Below are 18,939 nucleotides of genomic sequence, written 5' to 3' on the forward strand. Positions count from 1 at the left end.
AACCGCGAGATCAACGATCCGCCCCCGACTGCGCTGCCCCCGAACGCACCGACTCCGAAGCCACTGCCTCCGACCGCGCCCCCCAGGAACGCGCCGCCCCCGAATACGCCGCCCCCACCGAAGCCTCACCCACGAGCCCCGCCACAAGCCGAGCCCCACCCTCACCCCCATCAGGCCAAGCCACCCTCAACCACGGCTCAGCCGCGACGAGTCGCAGATCCCGCCCCTGCCGAGCCCGCCCCCCACCCGTGACATTGAGCAGCACCACCTCGTCCCGCCGCACCCTCCCCTCCCGCACCGCCTCCGCGAGCGAGGCCAGCGCCACCCCCGCCCCCGGCTCGATGTCGATGCCCTCGGTCTCCTCGTAGAGCGCCATGGCGGCCAGCGCCGCGGAGTTGTCGACGCACAGCACGTCACCCCCGCTCTCGACGAGCGCTTCCCGCACCCCACCGCGCACCGTGAACGGCGGCCGCCGATTGGTGAGTTCACGGGCGAGAGGCTCACGCTCGCGGTCGGCAGGAGCGGCACCCCGCCCCCGCCAAGCCTCGAACAGCGGGGCGAACGGCGCGTTCTGACACATCATCAGCCGGGGTGCCTTCTCCCGCCCCGCCCGCACCCGCCGAGCCGCTTCGTGCACCCCGAGTGCCCCCGTACCGCTGCCGACCGCCTGGACGTACACATCCGGCAACCCCCCGATCGCCTCAACTGCCGCGAGCAGCACACTCCCGAGCCCGTCCCGCCGCCCCACGTTGCGCGCACCGCCCTCCGCCCGATGGCCGGGGAGCGCGGAGAGGAGTTCGGCGCAGGCGATGGTGTCGCTGTAGGTGGCGGGCCCGTCGAGGACGACGATCCGCACGCAGGGATCGAGCGGCCCGGGGAAGCGCATGCCGTCGAGCGCGGGCGCGGGGACGACGATCAGACACGGGACCCGGTACAGGGTCGCCGCCCAGGCGAACGCGGCGGCCGTGTTGCCCGCCGAGGGGATCACCAGGACGGGCGGGTCGGCGGGCAGCCGGCCGAGTACGGTGTACGCCTCAAGATCCTTGAACGTGCAGGTCGGAAGGTAGGCACCGCGCTCCGGCCAGTGCCCGTTGAACGCGGTCCACAGCCGGTCGAGACCGAGCGCGCGCCCGAGTTTCTCCGCGCGCAGGACGACCGGCCCGGGTACGTCGGGGAAGGTGCGGGCGACGGGCAGCAGCGAGGCGAACCGGAACAGCCCGGTGCGCGGGGAGTCGAACGGGGACTCGTACTCCGCCCGCAGGAACGCCGGTTCGTGCGGGCGCGCGCAGTCGAGGAGCAGCCCGTCGTCCGCGTACCGCGCCCCGCAGGAGGAGCAGACGAGCGAGTAGTGCCGATTTCCCGCGTGTACTGAGGGGCGTACTCGGGACATTCCATTGCCTTCCGCAGGTCGTGCTTCGCCGCCCCATTGCATCCGGGACTCAGCAAAGAAGGGGAGGACCCGGAATTGCGGTTGGCCCAACGGTCGGTTGACATCAGGTGCTTGGTCAAGAACTGGTATAGACCGGCCGTTTGTTCAGGTCCGCTTCATTTCCCCTTCTCAGACGGGGAGTCGAGGGTGTGTTAGCTCTGGCCCGACATGGTTCCTTGGCGAGAGGACGGCGGCGAAATGGGCGACAGGCCGACACGATCGGGAACGCCGTGGCTGCCATCCGAAGATCCGGTTCGTTTTCTCCCGCGCAGGGGAGAAGCCGACACGGGCGAATGGTTCTCCGGGAACGCGGACGGGGAATACTCCCTGCCCGCACCGGAGTTGCTGCGCAGCGCCTACCGGAAAATGGTCGTCGGCCGCCGCTTCGACGCGCAGGCCACCGCGCTGGCCCGGCAGGGCCGGCTCGCGGTCCACCCCTCCAGCCTCGGCCAGGAGGCGTGCCAGATCGGCGCCGCCCTCGCCCTGCGCCCCACCGACTGGCTCTTCCCCACCTACCGCGACTGCGTCGCCCTCGTCAGCCGGGGCATCGACCCCGTCGAGGCACTCACCCTCCTGCGCGGCGACGCCCACTGCGGATACGACCCCGTCGCCCACCGCACCGCCCCCCAGTGCACCCCGCTCGCCACCCACACCGCCCACGCGACGGGCCTCGCCCACGGCGAACGCCTCAAAGGCACCGACACCGTCGCCCTCGCCCTCCTCGGCGACGGCGCCACCAGCGAGGGCGACTTCCACGAAGCGCTGGGCCTGGCAGGGGTGTTGAAGGCGCCGGTGGTCTTCCTCGTGCAGAACAACGGGTACGCGATCTCCGTGCCGCTCGCCGCGCAGAGCGCCGCACCGGCCCTCGCGTACAAGGGAGTTGGCTACGGCGTCCGCTCCGAACAGGTCGACGGCAACGACGCGGTCGCCCTGATCGCCGTCCTGCACAAGGCCGTCGAGAGCGCGCGTACCGGCGGCGGGCCCTGGCTGATCGAGGCCCACACCTACCGGATGGCGGCGCACACCAGCGCCGACGACCCCTCCCGCTACCGGCCCGCCGAGGAGGCCGAGGCGTGGCGGGACCGGGACCCCGTCGAGCGGCTGGAGACCTGGCTGACGGAACGGCAACTCCTCACACCCGCCGAGGTGGAGGAGATCGCCGCCGAGGCGGAGGCGTACGCGGCCGACGTACGCGTGCGGCTGGCCGAGGATCCCTACGTCGACCCCAGCGGCCTCCTCGACCACGTCTTCAGCGCGCCCACACCCCAACTGACCGAGCAGCGAACCGTGTTGGAGGGCCGCTGAGATGACCGCCACAACCATGACAACCGCCACGACCATGACAACCCCCGAGACCATGACAACCCCCGCGACCACGGCGACGGCGGCGACCAAGGCGACGGCGACGGCCCCACCGACCCCGACGACCATGGCGAAAGCCCTCAACACCGCCCTCCGCGACGCCCTTTGCGCCGACGACCGAGTCCTCGTCTTCGGCGAGGACGTCGGCAGGCTCGGCGGCGTCTTCCGCGTCACCGACGGTCTCGCCGCCGACTTCGGTCAACACCGCTGCTTCGACACGCCAGTTGCCGAGTCCGGCATCGTCGGCCTCGCCGTCGGCCTCGCGATGGCCGGCTTCCGCCCGGTCGTGGAGATGCAGTTCGACGCCTTCGCCTACCCCGCGTTCGAGCAGATCGCCTCCCACGTCGCCAAGCTCCGCAACCGTACGCGCGGCGCTCTCTCCCTGCCGATCGTCCTGCGCGTCCCCTACGGCGGCGGCATCGGCGGCGTCGAGCACCACAGCGACTCCAGCGAGGCGTACTACGCCCACACCGCCGGGCTGAAGGTCGTCACCCCGGCGACCGTCGGCGACGCGTACGCCCTCCTGCGCGAGGCGATCGACGACCCCGACCCGGTCGTCTTCCTCGAACCCAAACGGCACTACTGGACCAAGGCGGACGTCGAACTCCCCGTCACCGCCGAGCCGTTCGGCACCGCCGCCGTCCGCCGAGCCGGGACCGACGCGACGCTCGTCGCCTACGGGCCCGCCGTCCCCGTCGCCCTCGCCGCCGCCGAGGAGGCCGCCGCCGAGGGGCTGGACGTCGAGGTGCTCGACCTGCGGACGATCGTCCCCCTCGACGACGCCGCCCTCACCAAGTCCGTACGGCGCACCGGGCGTTGTGTCGTCGTCCACGAGGCGCAGGGGTTCGCCGGGGTCGGCGCGGAGATCGTCGCCCGCGTCCAGGAGAGGTGCTTCGACGCGCTGCGGGCGCCGGTGCTGCGGGTCACCGGGCTGGACATCCCGTACCCGCCGCCGCTCCTCGAACACGCCCATCTCCCCGACGCGGCACGGGTGTTGACGGCTCTGCGCCGCGTGGCTCCGGAACCGGCGCCCCGCACCGTCCACACCTTCCACCTCCCCGACCTGGGCGAGGGGCTCACCGAGGCCGAGGTCGTCGAGTGGCTCGTGCGCGTCGGGGACCAGGTCACCCACGACCAGCCCCTCGCGGAGGTCGAGACCGCCAAGTCCCTTGTCGCGCTGCCGAGTCCGTACGCCGGAGTCGTGACCGCGCTGCACTGCGACGCGGGGCGGACGGCCGAGGTGGGGGCGCCGCTGGTGTCGATCGGCGAGCGGGCGGCCCCGGAGAACCGGCCTCACCGAACCGCCCACCCCGAGCCCGACACCCCCACCACGGACGCCGATTCAGGAGCCGTCCTCACCGGCTACGGCACGGGCCGCACCCCGAAGAACACCGCCCCCAAGAGCGCCGCCCCGAAGAGCCCTGCCCCGAACAACCCCACCCCCAAGACCCCCACCCGCACCCCCCTCGACCAGTCCACCGCCGACAAATTCCTCCGCACCCAACGCGACACCCCGGCCGTCACCATCTGGACCGACACGGACGCGACCCCCCTCCTCGCCCGGAAACAGTCCGAAGGAACCACCCTCCTCGCCCTCTTGGCGGAAGCAGCCGTCAAAGCCTTGGAGGAATACCCCGAGTTCAACTCAAGGATCGACCCCGACCGCCACGAACTCCTCCGACTCCCGCACATCAACCTGGCGTTCGCGGCACAGACCCCGAAGGGCCTGGCAGTCCCCGTCGCGAAGAACGCGAACACCCTCCCCCTCAAGGCCCTGTCCGCGGAACTGACCCGCCTGACCACCCTGGCCCGCACCGGCACCCTGCCCCCCGACCACCTCACGGGAGGCACCTTCACCCTCAACAACTACGGCCCCCTGGGCGTGGACGGCGCAACCCCGCTCCTCAACCACCCCCAGACGGCGATGCTCGCGGCGGGCCGCCTCGCGGACCGCCCCTGGGCGGTGAACGGCGAGGTCACCGTCCGCCCGATCCTCCCCCTGTCCCTGACGTTCGACCACCGGACCTGCGACGGCGCGACAGCGGCGGCGTTCCTCCAGCACACCATCGCCACACTGACACAAGGGAGTTGAGGCCCCCGGGGCCCCGGCCCCCAGCCGCTCCCGAGCCCTCCAGCCGCTCCCGAGCCCCCCACCCGCTCCCGAGCCCCCTCAGCCGCTCCCGAACCCCCAGCCACCCCCGATCCCCCCTCAGCACTCGATGATGTTCACCGCCAGCCCACCCCGAGCCGTCTCCTTGTACTTCACCGACATGTCCGCCCCCGTCTCCTTCATCGTCTTGATGACCTTGTCGAGGGACACCTTGTGCGACCCGTCCCCCCGCATCGCCATCCGAGCGGCGGTCACCGCCTTCACCGCGGCCATCCCGTTCCGCTCGATGCAGGGAATCTGCACCAGCCCGCCCACGGGATCACAGGTGAGCCCGAGATTGTGCTCCATCCCGATCTCGGCCGCGTTCTCGACCTGCTCGGGAGACCCGCCGAGCACCTCGGCCAACGCCCCCGCGGCCATGGAGCACGCGGAACCGACCTCGCCCTGGCACCCGACCTCGGCCCCGGAGATGGACGCGTTCTCCTTGAACAGCATCCCGATCGCCCCGGCGGCCAGCAGGAAGCGGACGACACCCTCCTCGTCCGCGCCGGGCACGAAGTTGATGTAGTAGTGCAGGACGGCGGGGATGATCCCGGCGGCGCCGTTCGTGGGCGCGGTCACCACGCGCCCGCCCGCCGCGTTCTCCTCGTTCACGGCCATGGCGTACAGCGTGATCCACTCCATGGAGCGGGCCAACGGATCGCCCTCGGCACGCAGTTGACGAGCCGTCATGGCGGCCCGGCGCCGAACGCGCAGGCCCCCGGGGAGAATCCCCTCCCGGGACATGCCCCGCGACACGCACGCCCGCATGACATGCCAGATGTCGAGGAGCCCGGCACGGATCTCGTCCTCGGTCCGCCAGGCCCGCTCGTTCTCCAGCATCAGCGAGGAGATCGACAGCCCCGTCTCCTTGGTGAGACGCAGGAGTTCGTCCCCGGTACGGAAGGGGTACTTCAGGGCGGTGTCGTCGAGCTTGATCCGGTCCGCGCCGACGGCTTCCTCGTCGACCACGAACCCGCCGCCCACGGAGTAGTACGTCCGGGTGAGGACCTCGGCGCCGGAGGAGTCGTACGCCCAGAGGGTCATCCCGTTCGCGTGGTACGGAAGTGCCTTGCGCCGGTGCAGGATCAGATCGTCGTCGAACGAGAACGGGATCTCCCGCTCGCCCAACAGCCGCAGCGAACCGGTGGACTTGATCGCCTCGACCCGCTCGTCGGCGCCCTCCACGTCGACCGTGCGCGGCGAGTTCCCCTCAAGTCCGAGGAGTACGGCCTTCGGCGTGCCGTGCCCGTGCCCGGTCGCCCCCAGCGACCCGTACAGCTCCGTCCGCACGGACGCGACCGAGTCGAGCACCCCGTCGCTCCGCAGCCGCCGCGCGAACATCCGCGCCGCCCGCATCGGACCGACCGTGTGCGAACTCGAAGGACCGATGCCGACGGAGAACAGGTCGAACACAGAGATGGCCACGGAGACTCCAACCAGAAAGGACGAGGACACACGCCATCGAGCGCCCCGCCGGGGACTGCGAAAACGGGACAGGGGCGGCCCCGAGGACCCGCCCCCACCCCACCCGACCTACTTGCTCACTTGCCCAGCGCCGGATACAGCGGATGCTTGTCCGCCAGCGCCTTGACCCGCAGCCGCAGCTTCTCGGCGTCAGCCGAAGGCTCGTACGACGGCTTCAACGCCTCCGCGATCACATCCGCCACCTCCGCGAAGTCCTCGGCGCCGAACCCGCGCGTGGCGAGCGCCGGCGTCCCGATCCGCAGCCCCGACGTCACCATCGGCGGCCGGGGATCGTTCGGAACGGCGTTCCGGTTGACGGTGATCCCCACCTCGTGGAGCCGGTCCTCGGCCTGCTGCCCGTCGAGCGCGGACTCCCGCAGGTCGACGAGGATCAGATGCACGTCGGTCCCACCGGACAGCACGTTGACCCCGGCCTCCCGCGCGTCCTCGGCGGTGAGCCGCGAGGCGAGGATCCGCGCCCCCTCCACCGTACGCCGCTGCCGCTCCTTGAACTCCTCGGAGGCGGCGACCTTGAACGACACGGCCTTCGCGGCGATGACGTGCTCCAGCGGACCCCCCTGGAACCCGGGGAACACGGAGGAGTTGAGCTTCTTCGCGAACGACGACTTCGCGAGGATGATCCCCCCGCGCGGCCCGCCCAGCGTCTTGTGCGTCGTGGACGTCACGACATCCGCGTACGGCACGGGGTTGGCGTGCAGCCCGGCCGCGACGAGCCCGGCGAAGTGCGCCATGTCGACCCACAGGTACGCCTCGACCGCGTCGGCGATCCGCCGGAACTCGGCGAAGTCCAGCTCACGCGGGTAGGCGGACCACCCGGCGATGATCACCTTGGGCCGGTGCTCCAGCGCGAGCCGCTCCAGCTCCGCCATGTCGACGAGCCCGGTGTCGGGGGACACGTGATAGGCGACGACGTTGAACTGCTTGCCGGAGAAGTTGAGCCGCATCCCGTGCGTGAGGTGCCCCCCGTGCGCGAGGTCGAGACCGAGGATCGTGTCCCCGGGCTGGGCCAGCGCGAAGAGAGCGGCCTGGTTCGCGGAAGCGCCCGAGTGCGGCTGGACGTTCGCGTACTCCGCCCCGAACAGCTCCTTCACCCGGTCGATGGCGATCTGCTCGGCGACGTCGACGTGCTCGCACCCGCCGTAGTAGCGCCGCCCCGGGTACCCCTCGGCGTACTTGTTCGTCAGGACGGACCCCTGGGCCTCCATGACGGCCAGCGGAGCGAAGTTCTCCGAGGCGATCATCTCCAGGGTCGACTGCTGCCGCCCCAGCTCCGCGTCGACGGCGGCGGCGATCTCCGGGTCCAGCTCGTGCAGGGACGTGTTCAGGACAGACATCGGTACGACTCCTCAGCCGGCGGTGGTGTAGGCGGTGTACTCGTCGGCGGACAGCAGCTCGCCGGGCTCGTCGGAGACGCGCACCTTGAAGAGCCAACCCCCCTCGAACGGCTCGGAGTTGACCAGCGACGGGTCCTCCGTGACGTCCGGGTTGACCTCGGTGATCTCACCGTTCACCGGCGCGTACAGCTCGCTCACCGACTTGGTCGACTCCAGTTCGCCGCAGGACTCGCCCGCGGTGACGGTGTCGCCGACCGTCGGGAGCTGGACGAAGACGACGTCACCGAGGGCGTTCGCCGCGTGCTCGGTGATCCCGACCGTCGAGACGCCGTTCTCGGCGGCCGAGATCCACTCGTGTTCCTTGCTGTACCGCAGGTTCTGGGGGTTGCTCATGGCCTGAATTCTCCTGTACGCGGGGGAGTGCTGGTGAATGGGGGACTACGGCAGACGGACGGGCCCCAAAAGACCCGGAAGACCCGTGACGCCGGGAAGCGTCACTTCTCGCGCTGGTAGAACGGCAGAGCCACGACCTCGTACGCCTCGTGGCTCCCCCGGATGTCGACGCCGACCCCGGCCGTCCCCGGCGCCGCGTGCGCCGCGTCGACGTACGCCATCGCGATCGGCCTGCCCAGCGTGGGGGAGGGGGCGCCCGAGGTGACCTCGCCGATGACCGCGCCGCCCGCGACGACGCCGTACCCGGCGCGCGGCACGCGCTTCCCGGCGGCGATCAGCCCGACGAGCACCCGGGGCGGCTCGCGCTCGGCGAGCGCGGCGGCCTCGGCGAGGGCCTCGCGCCCCACGAAGTCACCGTCCTTGCCGAACTTCACGACCCGCCCGAGCCCGGCGTCGAAGGGCGTCAGGGACGTCGACAGCTCGTGCCCGTACAGGGGCATGCCCGCTTCGAGGCGCAGGGTGTCCCGGCAGGACAGACCGCAGGGCACGACACCCGTGGAGGCGGCCAGCGCCTCCCAGAGCGCGACCGCGTCCGAGGGCGCCACGAACAGCTCGAAGCCGTCCTCGCCGGTGTACCCGGTGCGCGCGATCAGCGCCGGCACCCCGGCGACCGTCCCCGGCAGCCCGGCGTAGTACTTCAGACCTACGAGATCGGCATCCGTCAGCGCCCCGACGATCCCCGCGGCCTCCGGCCCCTGCACGGCGATCAGCGCGTACGCGTCCCGGTCGTCGCGCACGAGAGCGTCGAACCCGGCGGCCCGTTCGGTCAGCGCGTCCAGCACGACCTGCGCGTTCGAGGCGTTGGCGACGACCATGAACTCGGTCTCCGCGAGCCGGTAGACGATCAGGTCGTCGAGGATGCCGCCGTCGGCCCGGCAGATCATCGTGTAGCGGGCCCGGCCGACCTTGACCGCCGCGAGGTCGCCGACCAGGGCGAAGTTCAGCAGGGCGGCGGCCTGCGGGCCGGTGACGGTGATCTCGCCCATGTGCGAGAGGTCGAAGAGGCCCGCGCGGGTGCGGACGGCGGTGTGCTCCTCGCGCTCCGAGCCGTAGCGCAGCGGCATGTCCCAGCCGGCGAAGTCGGTCATCGTCGCGCCGAGCGAACGGTGCACGGCGTCGAGCGCGGTACGGCGCGGGGTGGCGGAACTGCTGGTCATCGGGCGTTCGTCTCCCAGGTGCGACGGGTGGGCAAAGGGCTTCCCGTCCAGGAACAGGAAGATCCTCCCCATCTGTCATCGGAACCTGAGAGGTTCGCCGTGACCCTCGCGGGGAACACGGCTTGCACCTTGGGTGGGGCCACCGGAGGCGGCCCGCTTTTCAGATGTGCCTCGCCCACGCGGTAACGGTGCCTGAGAGATTCAAGGGAGGGACTTGCTCCTTCGGCGCCCCAGCGACACACAAGGCTGGGAACTCTCCCGCGCGGATTCGAACGGCCGGTATGCAGTTGGCGCGGCCATCATCGCACGCCGACCCCGCCGCGCGGCAGGTCACATCTGTAACGGGGCTGTGGCAGGAAGCGCACCAAATCGCGAGACAGATTCCATTACCTTCTCTTTACTGTCTATGGGGAGACCCGTAACTGACGGGACTGCTCCAAGGGGAGGACGATCAACGGTGAACAGGACAACGGCGTACGCGACGGCGCTGCCCGCGCAGCCGGCGGCACCCGCGCGGGAGAGCCGCGCCGGGCACCCCACCCCTGTCGTCCGCGACCTGCGCGACCGCGCCGGCCACAGCCCGCACGCCCTCCTCTTCGGCCCCCGCGACCTCGTCGTCGTCACCGGCCTGCCCGGCAGCGGCAAGTCCACGCTGATGCGCCGCGCGGTCCACGGCACCCGGATCGACTCCCAGGACACCCGCGACCGCTGGGACGCCCGTACGCCGTCCTGGCTGCCGTACGCCGTCTACCGCCCTCTGGTCCGCCTCGCGCACTACGCGGGCCTGTGGCGCTCCCTGCGCTCCGGGGAGGGCGTCGTGGTCCACGACTGCGGCACCCAGTCCTGGGTCCGTTCCTGGCTCGCCCGCGCGTCCCGCCGCCGCGGCGGCACCCTCCACCTCGTCCTCCTGGACGTCCCCGCGGACACGGCCCTGGAGGGCCAGCGCGAACGCGGGCGGGGGGTCTCCCGCTACGCCTTCCTGCGCCACCGCCATGCCGCGTCCCGCCTGATCAGGTCGGTGGAGAAGGGGTCGCTCCCGGACGGCTGCGGGGCGGCGGTCCTGCTGGACCGGCAGGCGGTGGACGTGTTGAGGAGGATCGCGTTCACGCGAGGCTGACCCCCGTCTAAGCTTCTCCTCTTCAGACAGCGGTTCCCAGCAGGCGGTAGACAGCGATGGACTTCCCGACCGACTTCCCGGCCCCCGCACACCCCCACTCCCACGGCGGCTGGCCGGGGAACGAGCTGGAGGAGGTGCTCTCCGCCTCCCTGGGCGTGCCCTCCGCAGGAGCCCGCATCGTCGAGGTCCTCGCGCGCAGCTTCGTCTGGATACCCCTCCCCAACGGCGGCGGCCCCCGCACCGGCCCCCTCGACCTCCCCACGGTCGACATCGCCGGCCAGGTGTACGTCCCGGTCTTCACCTCCGAGGAACAGTTCCGCCAGGTCACCGGCGCCCACATGTCGTACACGATCGCCCCGGCGGTCGAGTTCGCGCGCGGCCTCCCCCCACAGGTGGGCATCGCCCTCAACCCCGACGGCGTCGTAGGCGTCCCCCTCCCCCCGCAAGCGGTCGCCGACCTCTGCCGCGCAGGCCGTACCCCCCTCGACGGCACGGCTTCAGGCGCCCGGGTCCGCCTCTTCGAGCCCAACTGGCAGGACGACCCGATGGACTTCCTCACGGAGGCGTCCAAGGAGTTCGAGGCAACGGGCGTGGTCCTCACGGCCCGCCGCTGCCTGGCAGCAATAGAAACAGCGGACCCGGTGATGTTCGTAGGAGTCGAACTGACCCACTGGGAAGGCGAGTTCGGCGAACGCCCTTTGGACGCCCTGGGCAGGGCACTGGGCAGGTCACCGGTGCCGTGGGGAGTGAACCTGATCCTGCTGGACGCGGCACAGGACCCGGTAGGGGAGTGGCTGAAGCTGAACGTCCGCCCCTTCTACACGCGGGCCAGCTGAACGTCCCTCAGGGGCGCGGGGAACTGCGCGATCAACCACGACGGCGCCGCACCCGCCAAACACCCAGTCGGCGAACCCCCAATAGGCGCTTAAGCTTGACGACAACGCCGGGCACCGGACAACCCAGGCCAACTCACGAAGGGGCGGTAAGAACGTGAGCGTGAGCGTGAGCGGCACCGCTGCGGCCGGCCAGGTCGAGCACATGCTGCGCCAGGTCACGCCTGGCCGCTACGACGCCTACGAGGCACTCCTGCGCGCGCTCTCGACCCCCACCACCGGCCAGGTCTGGATGCTGCTGTGGCACGGCCAGTCCGGTTCCCCGGACGCCCAGTACGGCTCGATGGAGGTGGACGGCCACGCGTACGCCCCGTGCGTGACGTCCGCCCAGGAGCTCTCCGCGAGCGGCTGGAACCGTTCGTACGAGGTGGTGGACGGCCTCGACGCGGCCCGCACCCTGTACCCGGACCGCCACGGCCTGTGGCTGAACCCGCACGCCCCGGGCGGCGGCGTCGGCGTCCCCTGGGCGGACCTGCGCCGGATCGCGACGGGCCTGGACCGCCAGCCCCCAGGCCCGCTGCGCCTGTCGGACCCGGCGGTGGAGATCCCGCACTTCTACGCCCTCCTCGGCCAGAACGCCCACCGCACCCCCGCGATCCGCGCCCTGCGCCGCGCCTGGGTCCAGCCGGCCCTGGGCCAGCCGTACCTGTCGATCGGCCTGGACGTGTACGACACGTCCCCGCAGTCGGTGGACGCGGTGCGCGCGATGATGCAGCAGTCGATCGGCGCCGTCCCCGACGGCCTGCCCGTCTCGACGGTCGCGATGACCGACGAGTACGACCCGGTCGTCCTGTGGATGCGGGCCAACGCCCGCCCGTTCTACGACCGCGAGGCGCACGCCCCGGCGCAGCAGTCCCCGGCGGCGGGTTACGGCTACCCGGCGACGCCGGGCGCGTACTGAAGCGGGTTCTCACTTACCTTCTTACCCACGAGTACCTCCTGACGCTCCGTCATCTCAGGAAACGTGCCCGTTACACCGCTCTCTGTTCATCTCCGCGCGTAGCGTGAACCCTATCGCGGTGACCTGCACCTTTTGGTCAACTTGCCCCCGTCCGGCGGTTGTTACCCGGTGTTCGGATAACGGAATCCCGCAGTCGGCATCACGGTTGTGCATACTTTCGCCGCCAGACCTGGCGCGTGATCGCGGGCGCATTGAAGACTCGCCTCCCATAAGACGCGAGTAAGGCCGGTCACCACCGGCGGGAAGGGTCAGTGCACTGTGACCGCACCGATCGAGACCACCGGGTCGGAGGCCGGAGCACAGCCGGAAGCCGTGCTCGCCGGGGCCAGCCAGAGCCAGATCGAAGGGCGTTCACTCACCCAGATCGCCTGGACCCGGTTCAAGCGCGACAAACTGGCCGTGGCCGGCGGCATCGTCGTCGTCCTGCTCGTCCTCATGGCGATCCTCGCCAAACCCATCGAGGCGATCTTCGGCCTCGACCCCAACGAGTTCCACCAGGACCTCATCGACCCGGTGATGCAGGCGCCCAAGGGCGGCTGGGGCGGCATGAGCTGGGACCACCCGCTCGGCGTCGACCCGCAGTACGGCCGCGACATGCTCGCCCGCATCATCGACGGCTCCTGGGTCTCCCTGCTGGTCGCGGGCGGCGCCACCCTGCTGTCGGTGGTCATCGGCACGGTCCTCGGCGTCGTCGCCGGCTACTACGGCGGCTGGGTCGACTCGATCATCAGCCGGCTGATGGACACCTTCCTCGCCTTCCCGCTGCTGCTCTTCGCCATCGCCATCTCGGCCTCCGTCCAGGACGGCTTCTTCGGCCTGAACGGGCTCCCGCTGCGGATCTGCGTCCTGATCTTCGTCATCGGCTTCTTCAGCTGGCCGTACATCGGCCGGATCGTGCGCGCCCAGACGATGACCCTGCGCAAACGCGAGTTCGTCGAGGCCGCGCACAGCCTCGGCGCGCGCGGACCGTACGTCCTGTTCCGCGAACTCCTCCCGAACCTCGTCGCACCGATCCTCGTCTACTCGACGCTGATCATCCCGACGAACATCCTCTTCGAGGCCAGCCTCAGCTTCCTCGGGGTCGGTATCGCACCCCCGCAGGCTTCCTGGGGCGGGATGCTCAGCAACGCCGTGGATCTCTACACCGCGGATCCGCAGTACATGTTCGTGCCCGGACTGGCGATCTTCATCACCGTCCTGGCGTTCAACCTGCTGGGTGACGGGCTGCGCGACGCACTCGACCCTCGCAGCAAGTGATCCACAACGACCGAGGGGGATTTCCTCAGGTGAAGACGAGAAGAGTGACTGCCGCGATCGCGTCGGTCCTGGCGATCTCGCTGGGCGCTTCCGCCTGCGGCGGCGACAGCGACAGCGGCGGCGGCTCCGCCAAGGGGAAGAAGGACGAGGGGTTGACGTCCATCGTCAACGTCTCGAACAAGAAGGGGGGCACCCTCAGCTTCGAGCACTCGGACGTCGCGGACTCCCTGGACCCCGGCAACACGTACTACGGCTGGGTGCAGAACTTCTCGCGCCTGTACGGCCGTTCGCTCACGACGTTCAAGCCCGCCGCAGGCAAGGACGGCCTGACCGTCGTCCCCGACCTGGCCGAGGGCCTGGGCACGCCCAGCCCCGACGCCAAGACGTGGACGTACAAGCTGCGCACCGGCGTCAAGTTCCAGGACGGGACCCCGGTCACGTCCAAGGACGTCAAGTACGCCATCGAGCGCTCCAACTTCGCGCCCGAGGTGCTCTCCGGCGGTCCGACGTACTTCAAGTCGTACCTCGTCGGCGGTGACAAGTACCAGGGCCCGTACAAGGACAAGAACCCGAACGGCCTCGCCTCCATCGAGACGCCGGACGCGCAGACGATCGTCTTCAAGCTGAAGCAGCCGTTCGCGGACTTCGACTACCTGGCGACCTTCTCGCAGACGGCCCCCGTGCCGGCCGCGAAGGACGACGGCGCCAAGTACGTCCAGCACATCGTCTCCTCGGGCCCCTACCAGTTCGAGTCCTACGAGGAGGGCCGCAGCGCCACCCTCGTGCGCAACCCGCAGTGGGACCCGAAGACGGACCCGATCCGCAAGGCCCTGCCGGACAAGATCACGATCAAGTTCAAGGTGAACGCGGTCACGATCGACAACGACCTGATCGCCGACAAGATCACCGCCGACGCGGCGGGCACCGGCGTCCAGGCCGCGACCCAGCCCAAGGTCCTCAAGGGCAAGCTCGCCAACCAGACGGACAGCTCGTACGCCGGCGCCACCCAGTACATCGCGCTGAACCAGAACGTCGCGCCGTTCGACAACATCAACTGCCGCAAGGCCGTGCAGTACGCGGTCGACAAGCAGTCGATCCTGGACGCGGCCGGCGGTTCCCCGAAGGGCGACATCGCCACCACGCTGCTGCCGCCGTCGGTCAACGGCTACACCAAGTTCGACACCTACGCCACGCCCGGCAACAAGGGTGACGCGGCCAAGGTCAAGGAATTCCTCACCGCGTGCGGCAAGCCGAACGGCTTCAACACGATCCTGACCGCCCGCTCCGACCGTCCCGCCGAGGTCGCGCAGGCCACCGCCGTGCAGGCGTCGCTCAAGAAGTACGGCATCAACGTCGAGATCCGGCAGTTCCCGGCCGGCAAGTACTTCTCGAACTTCGCGGGTGTCCCGTCCTACGTCCACCAGCAGAAGCTGGGCATGCTCTCCATGGCGTGGGGCGCCGACTGGCCGACCGGCTTCGGCTTCCTCGACCAGATCGTCAACGGCTCCGCCATCAAGCCCTCGGGCGGCAACAACCTGATGGAGCTGAACGACCCGAAGATCAACGCGGCCCTCGCCGCCACGATCGCCAACACCGACGCCGCCGCCCGCACCAAGGGCTGGGGCGACATCGACAAGATGGTCATGGACACCGCCACGGTCGTCCCGACCCTCTACCGCAAGAACTTGCTCTTCCGGCCTGCGTCCGCGACCAACGTCACGGTCACCCAGGCGTACCTGGGCATGTACGACTACCTGCTGATGAGCTCCTCCAAGTAGCCGCAGAGCAGGCCGGAATCTTCTCGAAAGGCAGGTGAAGGTTCCGGGTGGCGGGGCCGGACACGCTCCGACCCCGCCGCCCGGAGCCGGACAGCTGTGGCTGCGTACATCATCCGGCGCGTATTCGGCGCCCTGGTACTGCTGCTGGTGGTCAGCGCAGTCACCTTCGCGATCTTCTTCCTGGTACCCCGGCTCGGCGGCCAGACCGCCGACCAGCTCGCCACGCAGTACGTCGGCAAGGACGCCAACCCCGACTCCGTGGCCGCGATCAAGAAGAACCTGGGCTTCGACCAGCCCATCTACACCCAGTACTGGCACTTCATCAAGGCGCTGTTCGTCGGCGCCGACTACAAGTTCGGCCCGGACGCGACCCACTGCAACGCGCCCTGCTTCGGCTACTCCTTCAAGAGCCACGTCGAGGTCTGGCCCCAGCTCACCGAGCGCATTCCGGTCTCCTTCTCGCTCGCGGTCGGCGCCGCCGTCATCTGGCTGATCTTCGGGGTCACCACCGGCGTCATCTCCGCGCTGCGCAAGGGCACGCCCATCGACCGCGTCTCCATGTTCATCGCGCTCGCCGGCGTCTCCCTCCCGATCTTCTTCACCGGCCAGGTGCTGAGCGCCGTGTTCGTGTACGAGATCCCCATCTGGGACTCCATCGAATACGTCCCGTTCACCCAGAACCCGGCGGACTGGGCCTGGCATCTCCTGCTCCCCTGGATCAGCCTCGCCTTCCTCTTCTCCGCGCTCTACGCCCGGCTCACCCGGGCGGGCATGCTGGAGACCATGGGCGAGGACTACATCCGCACGGCCCGCGCCAAGGGCCTCAAGGAGTCCACGGTCGTCACCAAGCACGGCCTGCGCGCCGCGCTCACGCCGATCGTCACCATCTTCGGCATGGACTTCGGCACCCTCGTCGGCACCGCCGTCCTCACCGAGACCGTCTTCTCCCTCCAGGGCATCGGCGCCTACTCGGTCCAGTCGATCCGGGACAACGACCTGCCCATCGTCATGGGCGTCACCCTGGTCGCCGCGTTCTTCATCGTCTTCTGCAACCTCGTCGTCGACCTGGTGTACGCAGCCATCGACCCCCGGGTGAGGTACTCGTGAGCAAGCCCTCCAGTTCGGCGCCGGGCGAGCCGGTCCTCGACGCCCCCGACGACGCGTTCCTCTCCGTCCGCGACCTGAAGATCCACTTCAACACGGACGACGGCCTCGTCAAGTCCGTCGACGGCGTCAGCTTCGACGTACGGCGCGGCCGCACCCTCGGCATCGTCGGCGAGTCCGGCTCCGGCAAGTCCGTCACCTCGCTCGGCCTCATGGGCCTGCACCGCTCCGCCCGCAACGCCCGTGTCAGCGGCGAAGTCTGGCTGGACGGACAGGAGCTGCTCGCCGCCGACAACGACGAGGTGCGTCGGCTGCGCGGCCGGAAGATGGCCATGATCTTCCAGGACCCGCTGTCCGCGATGCACCCGTACTACTCGGTCGGCCAGCAGATCGTCGAGGCGTACCGGGTCCACCACCCGGTCACCAAGAAGGAAGCCCGTAAGCGCGCCGTCGAGATGCTCGACCGGGTCGGCATCCCCGAGCCCGACAAGCGCGTCGACGGCTACCCGCACGAGTTCTCCGGCGGTATGCGCCAGCGCGCCATGATCGCCATGGCCCTGGTCAACAACCCCGAACTCCTGATCGCCGACGAGCCGACCACCGCGCTCGACGTGACCGTCCAGGCGCAGATCCTCGACCTGATCCGCGACCTCCAGAAGGAGTTCGGCTCCGCGGTCATCATGATCACCCACGACCTGGGCGTCGTCGCCGAGATGGCCGACGACCTCCTCGTCATGTACGGCGGCCGGTGCGTCGAACGCGGGCCCGCCGAGGACGTGTTCGCCGAACCCCGGCACCCCTACACCTGGGGCCTGCTCGGCTCGATGCCGCGCCTCGACCGCGAGGACACCGACCGCCTCATCCCGATCAAGGGGGCCCCGCCCTCCCTGATCAACATCCCGTCCGGCTGCGCCTTCAACCCGCGCTGCCCGTACGCGGACCTCCCCAAGGACAACGTCACCCGCACGGTCCGCCCCGAGCTGACCGAGGTCGGCGGCGGGCACTGGGCCGCCTGCCACCTCGGGCAGGAACAGCGGGAGCGGATCTGGAACGAAGAGATTGCGCCGAAGCTGTGAGCGATGCCGTGAAAGAGACGCCCGAGGTGCTGCTCAAGGTCTCCGGCCTCCAGAAGCACTTCCCGATCCGCAAGGGCCTCCTCCAGCGCCAGACCGGAGCCGTGCGCGCCGTCGACGGCATCGACTTCGAGGTCCGCAAGGGTGAGACCCTCGGCGTCGTCGGCGAGTCCGGGTGCGGCAAGTCCACGATGGGCCGCCTCATCACCCGGCTCCTCGAACCCACCGGCGGCAGCGTCGAGTTCGAGGGCAAGGACATCACGCACCTCAGCCCCGCGGGCATGCGCCCGCTGCGCCGCGACGTGCAGATGATCTTCCAGGACCCGTACTCGTCCCTGAACCCGCGGCACACGATCGGTACGATCGTCAGCGCGCCGTTCAAGCTCCAGGGTGTGACCCCCGAGGGCGGCGTCAAGGCGGAGGTCCAGCGCCTCCTGTCCGTCGTCGGCCTCAACCCCGAGCACTACAACCGCTACCCGCACGAGTTCTCCGGCGGCCAGCGTCAGCGCATCGGCATCGCGAGGGCGTTGGCGCTGAACCCCAAGCTGGTCGTCGCCGACGAGCCGGTCTCGGCCCTGGACGTCTCCATCCAGGCCCAGGTCGTCAACCTCCTGGACGACCTCCAGTCCGAACTGGGCCTGACCTACGTCATCATCGCCCACGACCTCTCGGTGGTCCGCCACGTCTCCGACCGCATCGCGGTCATGTACCTCGGCAAGATCGTGGAGTTGGCGGACCGGGACAAGCTCTACAAGTCCCCGATGCACCCGTACACCAAGGCCCTGCTCTCGGCGGTCCCGATCCCGGACCCCAAACGCCGCGCGGCGAAGAGCGAACGCATCCTCCTGAGGGGCGACGTCCCGTCCCCCATCTCTCCCCCCAGCGGCTGCCGCTTCCACACCCGCTGCTGGAAGGCAACGGAGATCTGCCGCACGACGGAACCCCCGTTGCTGGAGCTGCTCCCCGGCCAGCAGGTGGCCTGCCACCACCCCGAAAACTTCGCGGACCAGGCCCCCCAGGAAACGGTCCTCCTGACAGAGGCCAAGCAGGCGGCGGAACTGGTGGCGGACGAGGTCCTGGCGGAGTCGGCGGAGACCTCGGCGGCGGTGGCGGCGGAGGTAGAGGCGACGGGGGAAACACCCGAGAACAAGCCTGACGCTGGGTAACACCTGTTCTTAGGGGCGCGGGGCTGTATCGATGTGCGGCTGTCGCCGCGCGGGCGCGACCAACCGCAATGAACCCGTGCTTGCCGGCTTCGATCAGCCGCGTCCTTTCAGGGGCGCGGGGCTGTATCGATGTGCGGCTGCCGCCGCGCGGGCGCGACCAACCGCAATGAACCCGTGCTTGCCGGCTTCGATCAGCCGCGTCCTTTCAGGGGCGCGGG

14 protein-coding genes, 2 pseudogenes and 1 riboswitch are annotated in these 18,939 nt (G+C 70.0%); of the genes and pseudogenes, 11 read left to right on the top strand and 5 right to left on the bottom strand.

What is annotated here, in order from left to right:
- Window positions 1-10: 10 nt before the first annotated feature.
- Window positions 11-1,390 carry a cysteate synthase gene (locus ACLZOT_RS11315; protein ID WP_416968656.1) on the bottom strand — a complete coding sequence of 460 codons (1,380 nt, stop codon included), beginning with the start codon at window positions 1,388-1,390 and terminating at the stop codon, window positions 11-13.
- 237 nt (window positions 1,391-1,627) lie between these two features.
- Here ACLZOT_RS11315 and ACLZOT_RS11320 point away from each other — a divergent pair, with 237 nt between their 5' ends.
- The 3 genes and pseudogenes from ACLZOT_RS11320 to ACLZOT_RS11330 all read left to right on the top strand — a co-directional run.
- Window positions 1,628-2,734 (top strand): thiamine pyrophosphate-dependent enzyme, encoded by a 1,107-nt coding sequence (locus tag ACLZOT_RS11320; RefSeq protein WP_416968657.1) that lies wholly within the window; start codon window positions 1,628-1,630, stop codon window positions 2,732-2,734.
- Window positions 2,735-2,786: 52 nt separating this feature from the next.
- Window positions 2,787-4,043 (top strand): annotated as a pseudogene (locus ACLZOT_RS11325) (transketolase C-terminal domain-containing protein); the annotation flags it as partial.
- 222 nt (window positions 4,044-4,265) lie between these two features.
- Window positions 4,266-4,883 (top strand): annotated as a pseudogene (locus tag ACLZOT_RS11330) (2-oxo acid dehydrogenase subunit E2); the annotation flags it as partial.
- 117 nt (window positions 4,884-5,000) lie between these two features.
- Here ACLZOT_RS11330 and ACLZOT_RS11335 read toward each other — a convergent pair.
- From ACLZOT_RS11335 to gcvT, 4 genes are all read right to left on the bottom strand, one after another.
- Window positions 5,001-6,368 (bottom strand): L-serine ammonia-lyase, encoded by a 1,368-nt coding sequence (locus ACLZOT_RS11335; protein WP_416968658.1) that lies wholly within the window; start codon window positions 6,366-6,368, stop codon window positions 5,001-5,003.
- A gap of 116 nt (window positions 6,369-6,484) precedes the next feature.
- Window positions 6,485-7,762 (bottom strand): serine hydroxymethyltransferase, encoded by a 1,278-nt coding sequence (gene glyA, locus ACLZOT_RS11340; protein WP_416968659.1) that lies wholly within the window; start codon window positions 7,760-7,762, stop codon window positions 6,485-6,487.
- Between the two features lie 12 nt (window positions 7,763-7,774).
- Window positions 7,775-8,155, bottom strand: a complete 381-nt coding sequence (gene gcvH, locus ACLZOT_RS11345) for a glycine cleavage system protein GcvH (protein WP_416968660.1) — start codon at window positions 8,153-8,155, stop codon at window positions 7,775-7,777.
- Window positions 8,156-8,256: 101 nt separating this feature from the next.
- Entirely contained in the window at window positions 8,257-9,372 is a 1,116-nt protein-coding gene (gene gcvT, locus ACLZOT_RS11350) for a glycine cleavage system aminomethyltransferase GcvT (protein ID WP_416968661.1), read from the bottom strand.
- Between the two features lie 170 nt (window positions 9,373-9,542).
- Window positions 9,543-9,643, bottom strand: a riboswitch (glycine riboswitch).
- Between the two features lie 186 nt (window positions 9,644-9,829).
- Between gcvT and ACLZOT_RS11355 the strand changes: the two genes are divergently transcribed.
- From ACLZOT_RS11355 to ACLZOT_RS11390, 8 genes are all read left to right on the top strand, one after another.
- Entirely contained in the window at window positions 9,830-10,489 is a 660-nt protein-coding gene (locus ACLZOT_RS11355; protein ID WP_416968662.1) for an AAA family ATPase, read from the top strand.
- A gap of 56 nt (window positions 10,490-10,545) precedes the next feature.
- Window positions 10,546-11,325: an enhanced serine sensitivity protein SseB gene (locus ACLZOT_RS11360; protein WP_416968663.1), complete on the top strand. Its 780-nt coding sequence runs from the start codon at window positions 10,546-10,548 to the stop codon at window positions 11,323-11,325.
- Window positions 11,326-11,485: 160 nt separating this feature from the next.
- Window positions 11,486-12,283: an enhanced serine sensitivity protein SseB C-terminal domain-containing protein gene (locus ACLZOT_RS11365; protein ID WP_416968687.1), complete on the top strand. Its 798-nt coding sequence runs from the start codon at window positions 11,486-11,488 to the stop codon at window positions 12,281-12,283.
- Between the two features lie 318 nt (window positions 12,284-12,601).
- Complete coding sequence (locus ACLZOT_RS11370) at window positions 12,602-13,600, top strand: ABC transporter permease (protein WP_416968664.1); 999 nt, start codon at window positions 12,602-12,604, stop codon at window positions 13,598-13,600.
- 29 nt (window positions 13,601-13,629) lie between these two features.
- Window positions 13,630-15,378, top strand: coding sequence for an ABC transporter substrate-binding protein (locus tag ACLZOT_RS11375; protein WP_416968665.1), 1,749 nt, complete (start codon window positions 13,630-13,632; stop codon window positions 15,376-15,378).
- A 96-nt stretch (window positions 15,379-15,474) separates the two neighbouring features.
- Window positions 15,475-16,485: an ABC transporter permease gene (locus ACLZOT_RS11380; protein ID WP_416968666.1), complete on the top strand. Its 1,011-nt coding sequence runs from the start codon at window positions 15,475-15,477 to the stop codon at window positions 16,483-16,485.
- Entirely contained in the window at window positions 16,482-17,558 is a 1,077-nt protein-coding gene (locus tag ACLZOT_RS11385; RefSeq protein WP_416968667.1) for an ABC transporter ATP-binding protein, read from the top strand. The genes ACLZOT_RS11380 and ACLZOT_RS11385 overlap by 4 nt, the downstream gene beginning before the upstream one ends.
- Window positions 17,528-18,721 carry an ABC transporter ATP-binding protein gene (locus ACLZOT_RS11390; protein ID WP_416968688.1) on the top strand — a complete coding sequence of 398 codons (1,194 nt, stop codon included), beginning with the start codon at window positions 17,528-17,530 and terminating at the stop codon, window positions 18,719-18,721. Before ACLZOT_RS11385 ends, ACLZOT_RS11390 begins: the two co-directional genes overlap by 31 nt.
- The last annotated feature ends 218 nt before the right edge of the window (window positions 18,722-18,939 follow it).

This window comes from Streptomyces sp. 4F14, from assembly GCF_048159485.1.
GTDB lineage: Bacteria > Actinomycetota > Actinomycetes > Streptomycetales > Streptomycetaceae > Streptomyces.

Bases quoted from the DNA above. Each gene is read 5' to 3' on its own strand.
- ACLZOT_RS11315 (WP_416968656.1), bottom strand. From the start codon at position 1,390: ATGTCCCGAGTACGCCCCTCAGTACACGCGGGAAATCGGCACTACTCG.
- ACLZOT_RS11320 (WP_416968657.1), top strand. From the start codon at position 1,628: ATGGGCGACAGGCCGACACGATCGGGAACGCCGTGGCTGCCATCCGAA.
- glyA (WP_416968659.1), bottom strand. From the start codon at position 7,762: ATGTCTGTCCTGAACACGTCCCTGCACGAGCTGGACCCGGAGATCGCC.
- gcvH (WP_416968660.1), bottom strand. From the start codon at position 8,155: ATGAGCAACCCCCAGAACCTGCGGTACAGCAAGGAACACGAGTGGATC.
- gcvT (WP_416968661.1), bottom strand. From the start codon at position 9,372: ATGACCAGCAGTTCCGCCACCCCGCGCCGTACCGCGCTCGACGCCGTG.
- ACLZOT_RS11360 (WP_416968663.1), top strand. From the start codon at position 10,546: ATGGACTTCCCGACCGACTTCCCGGCCCCCGCACACCCCCACTCCCAC.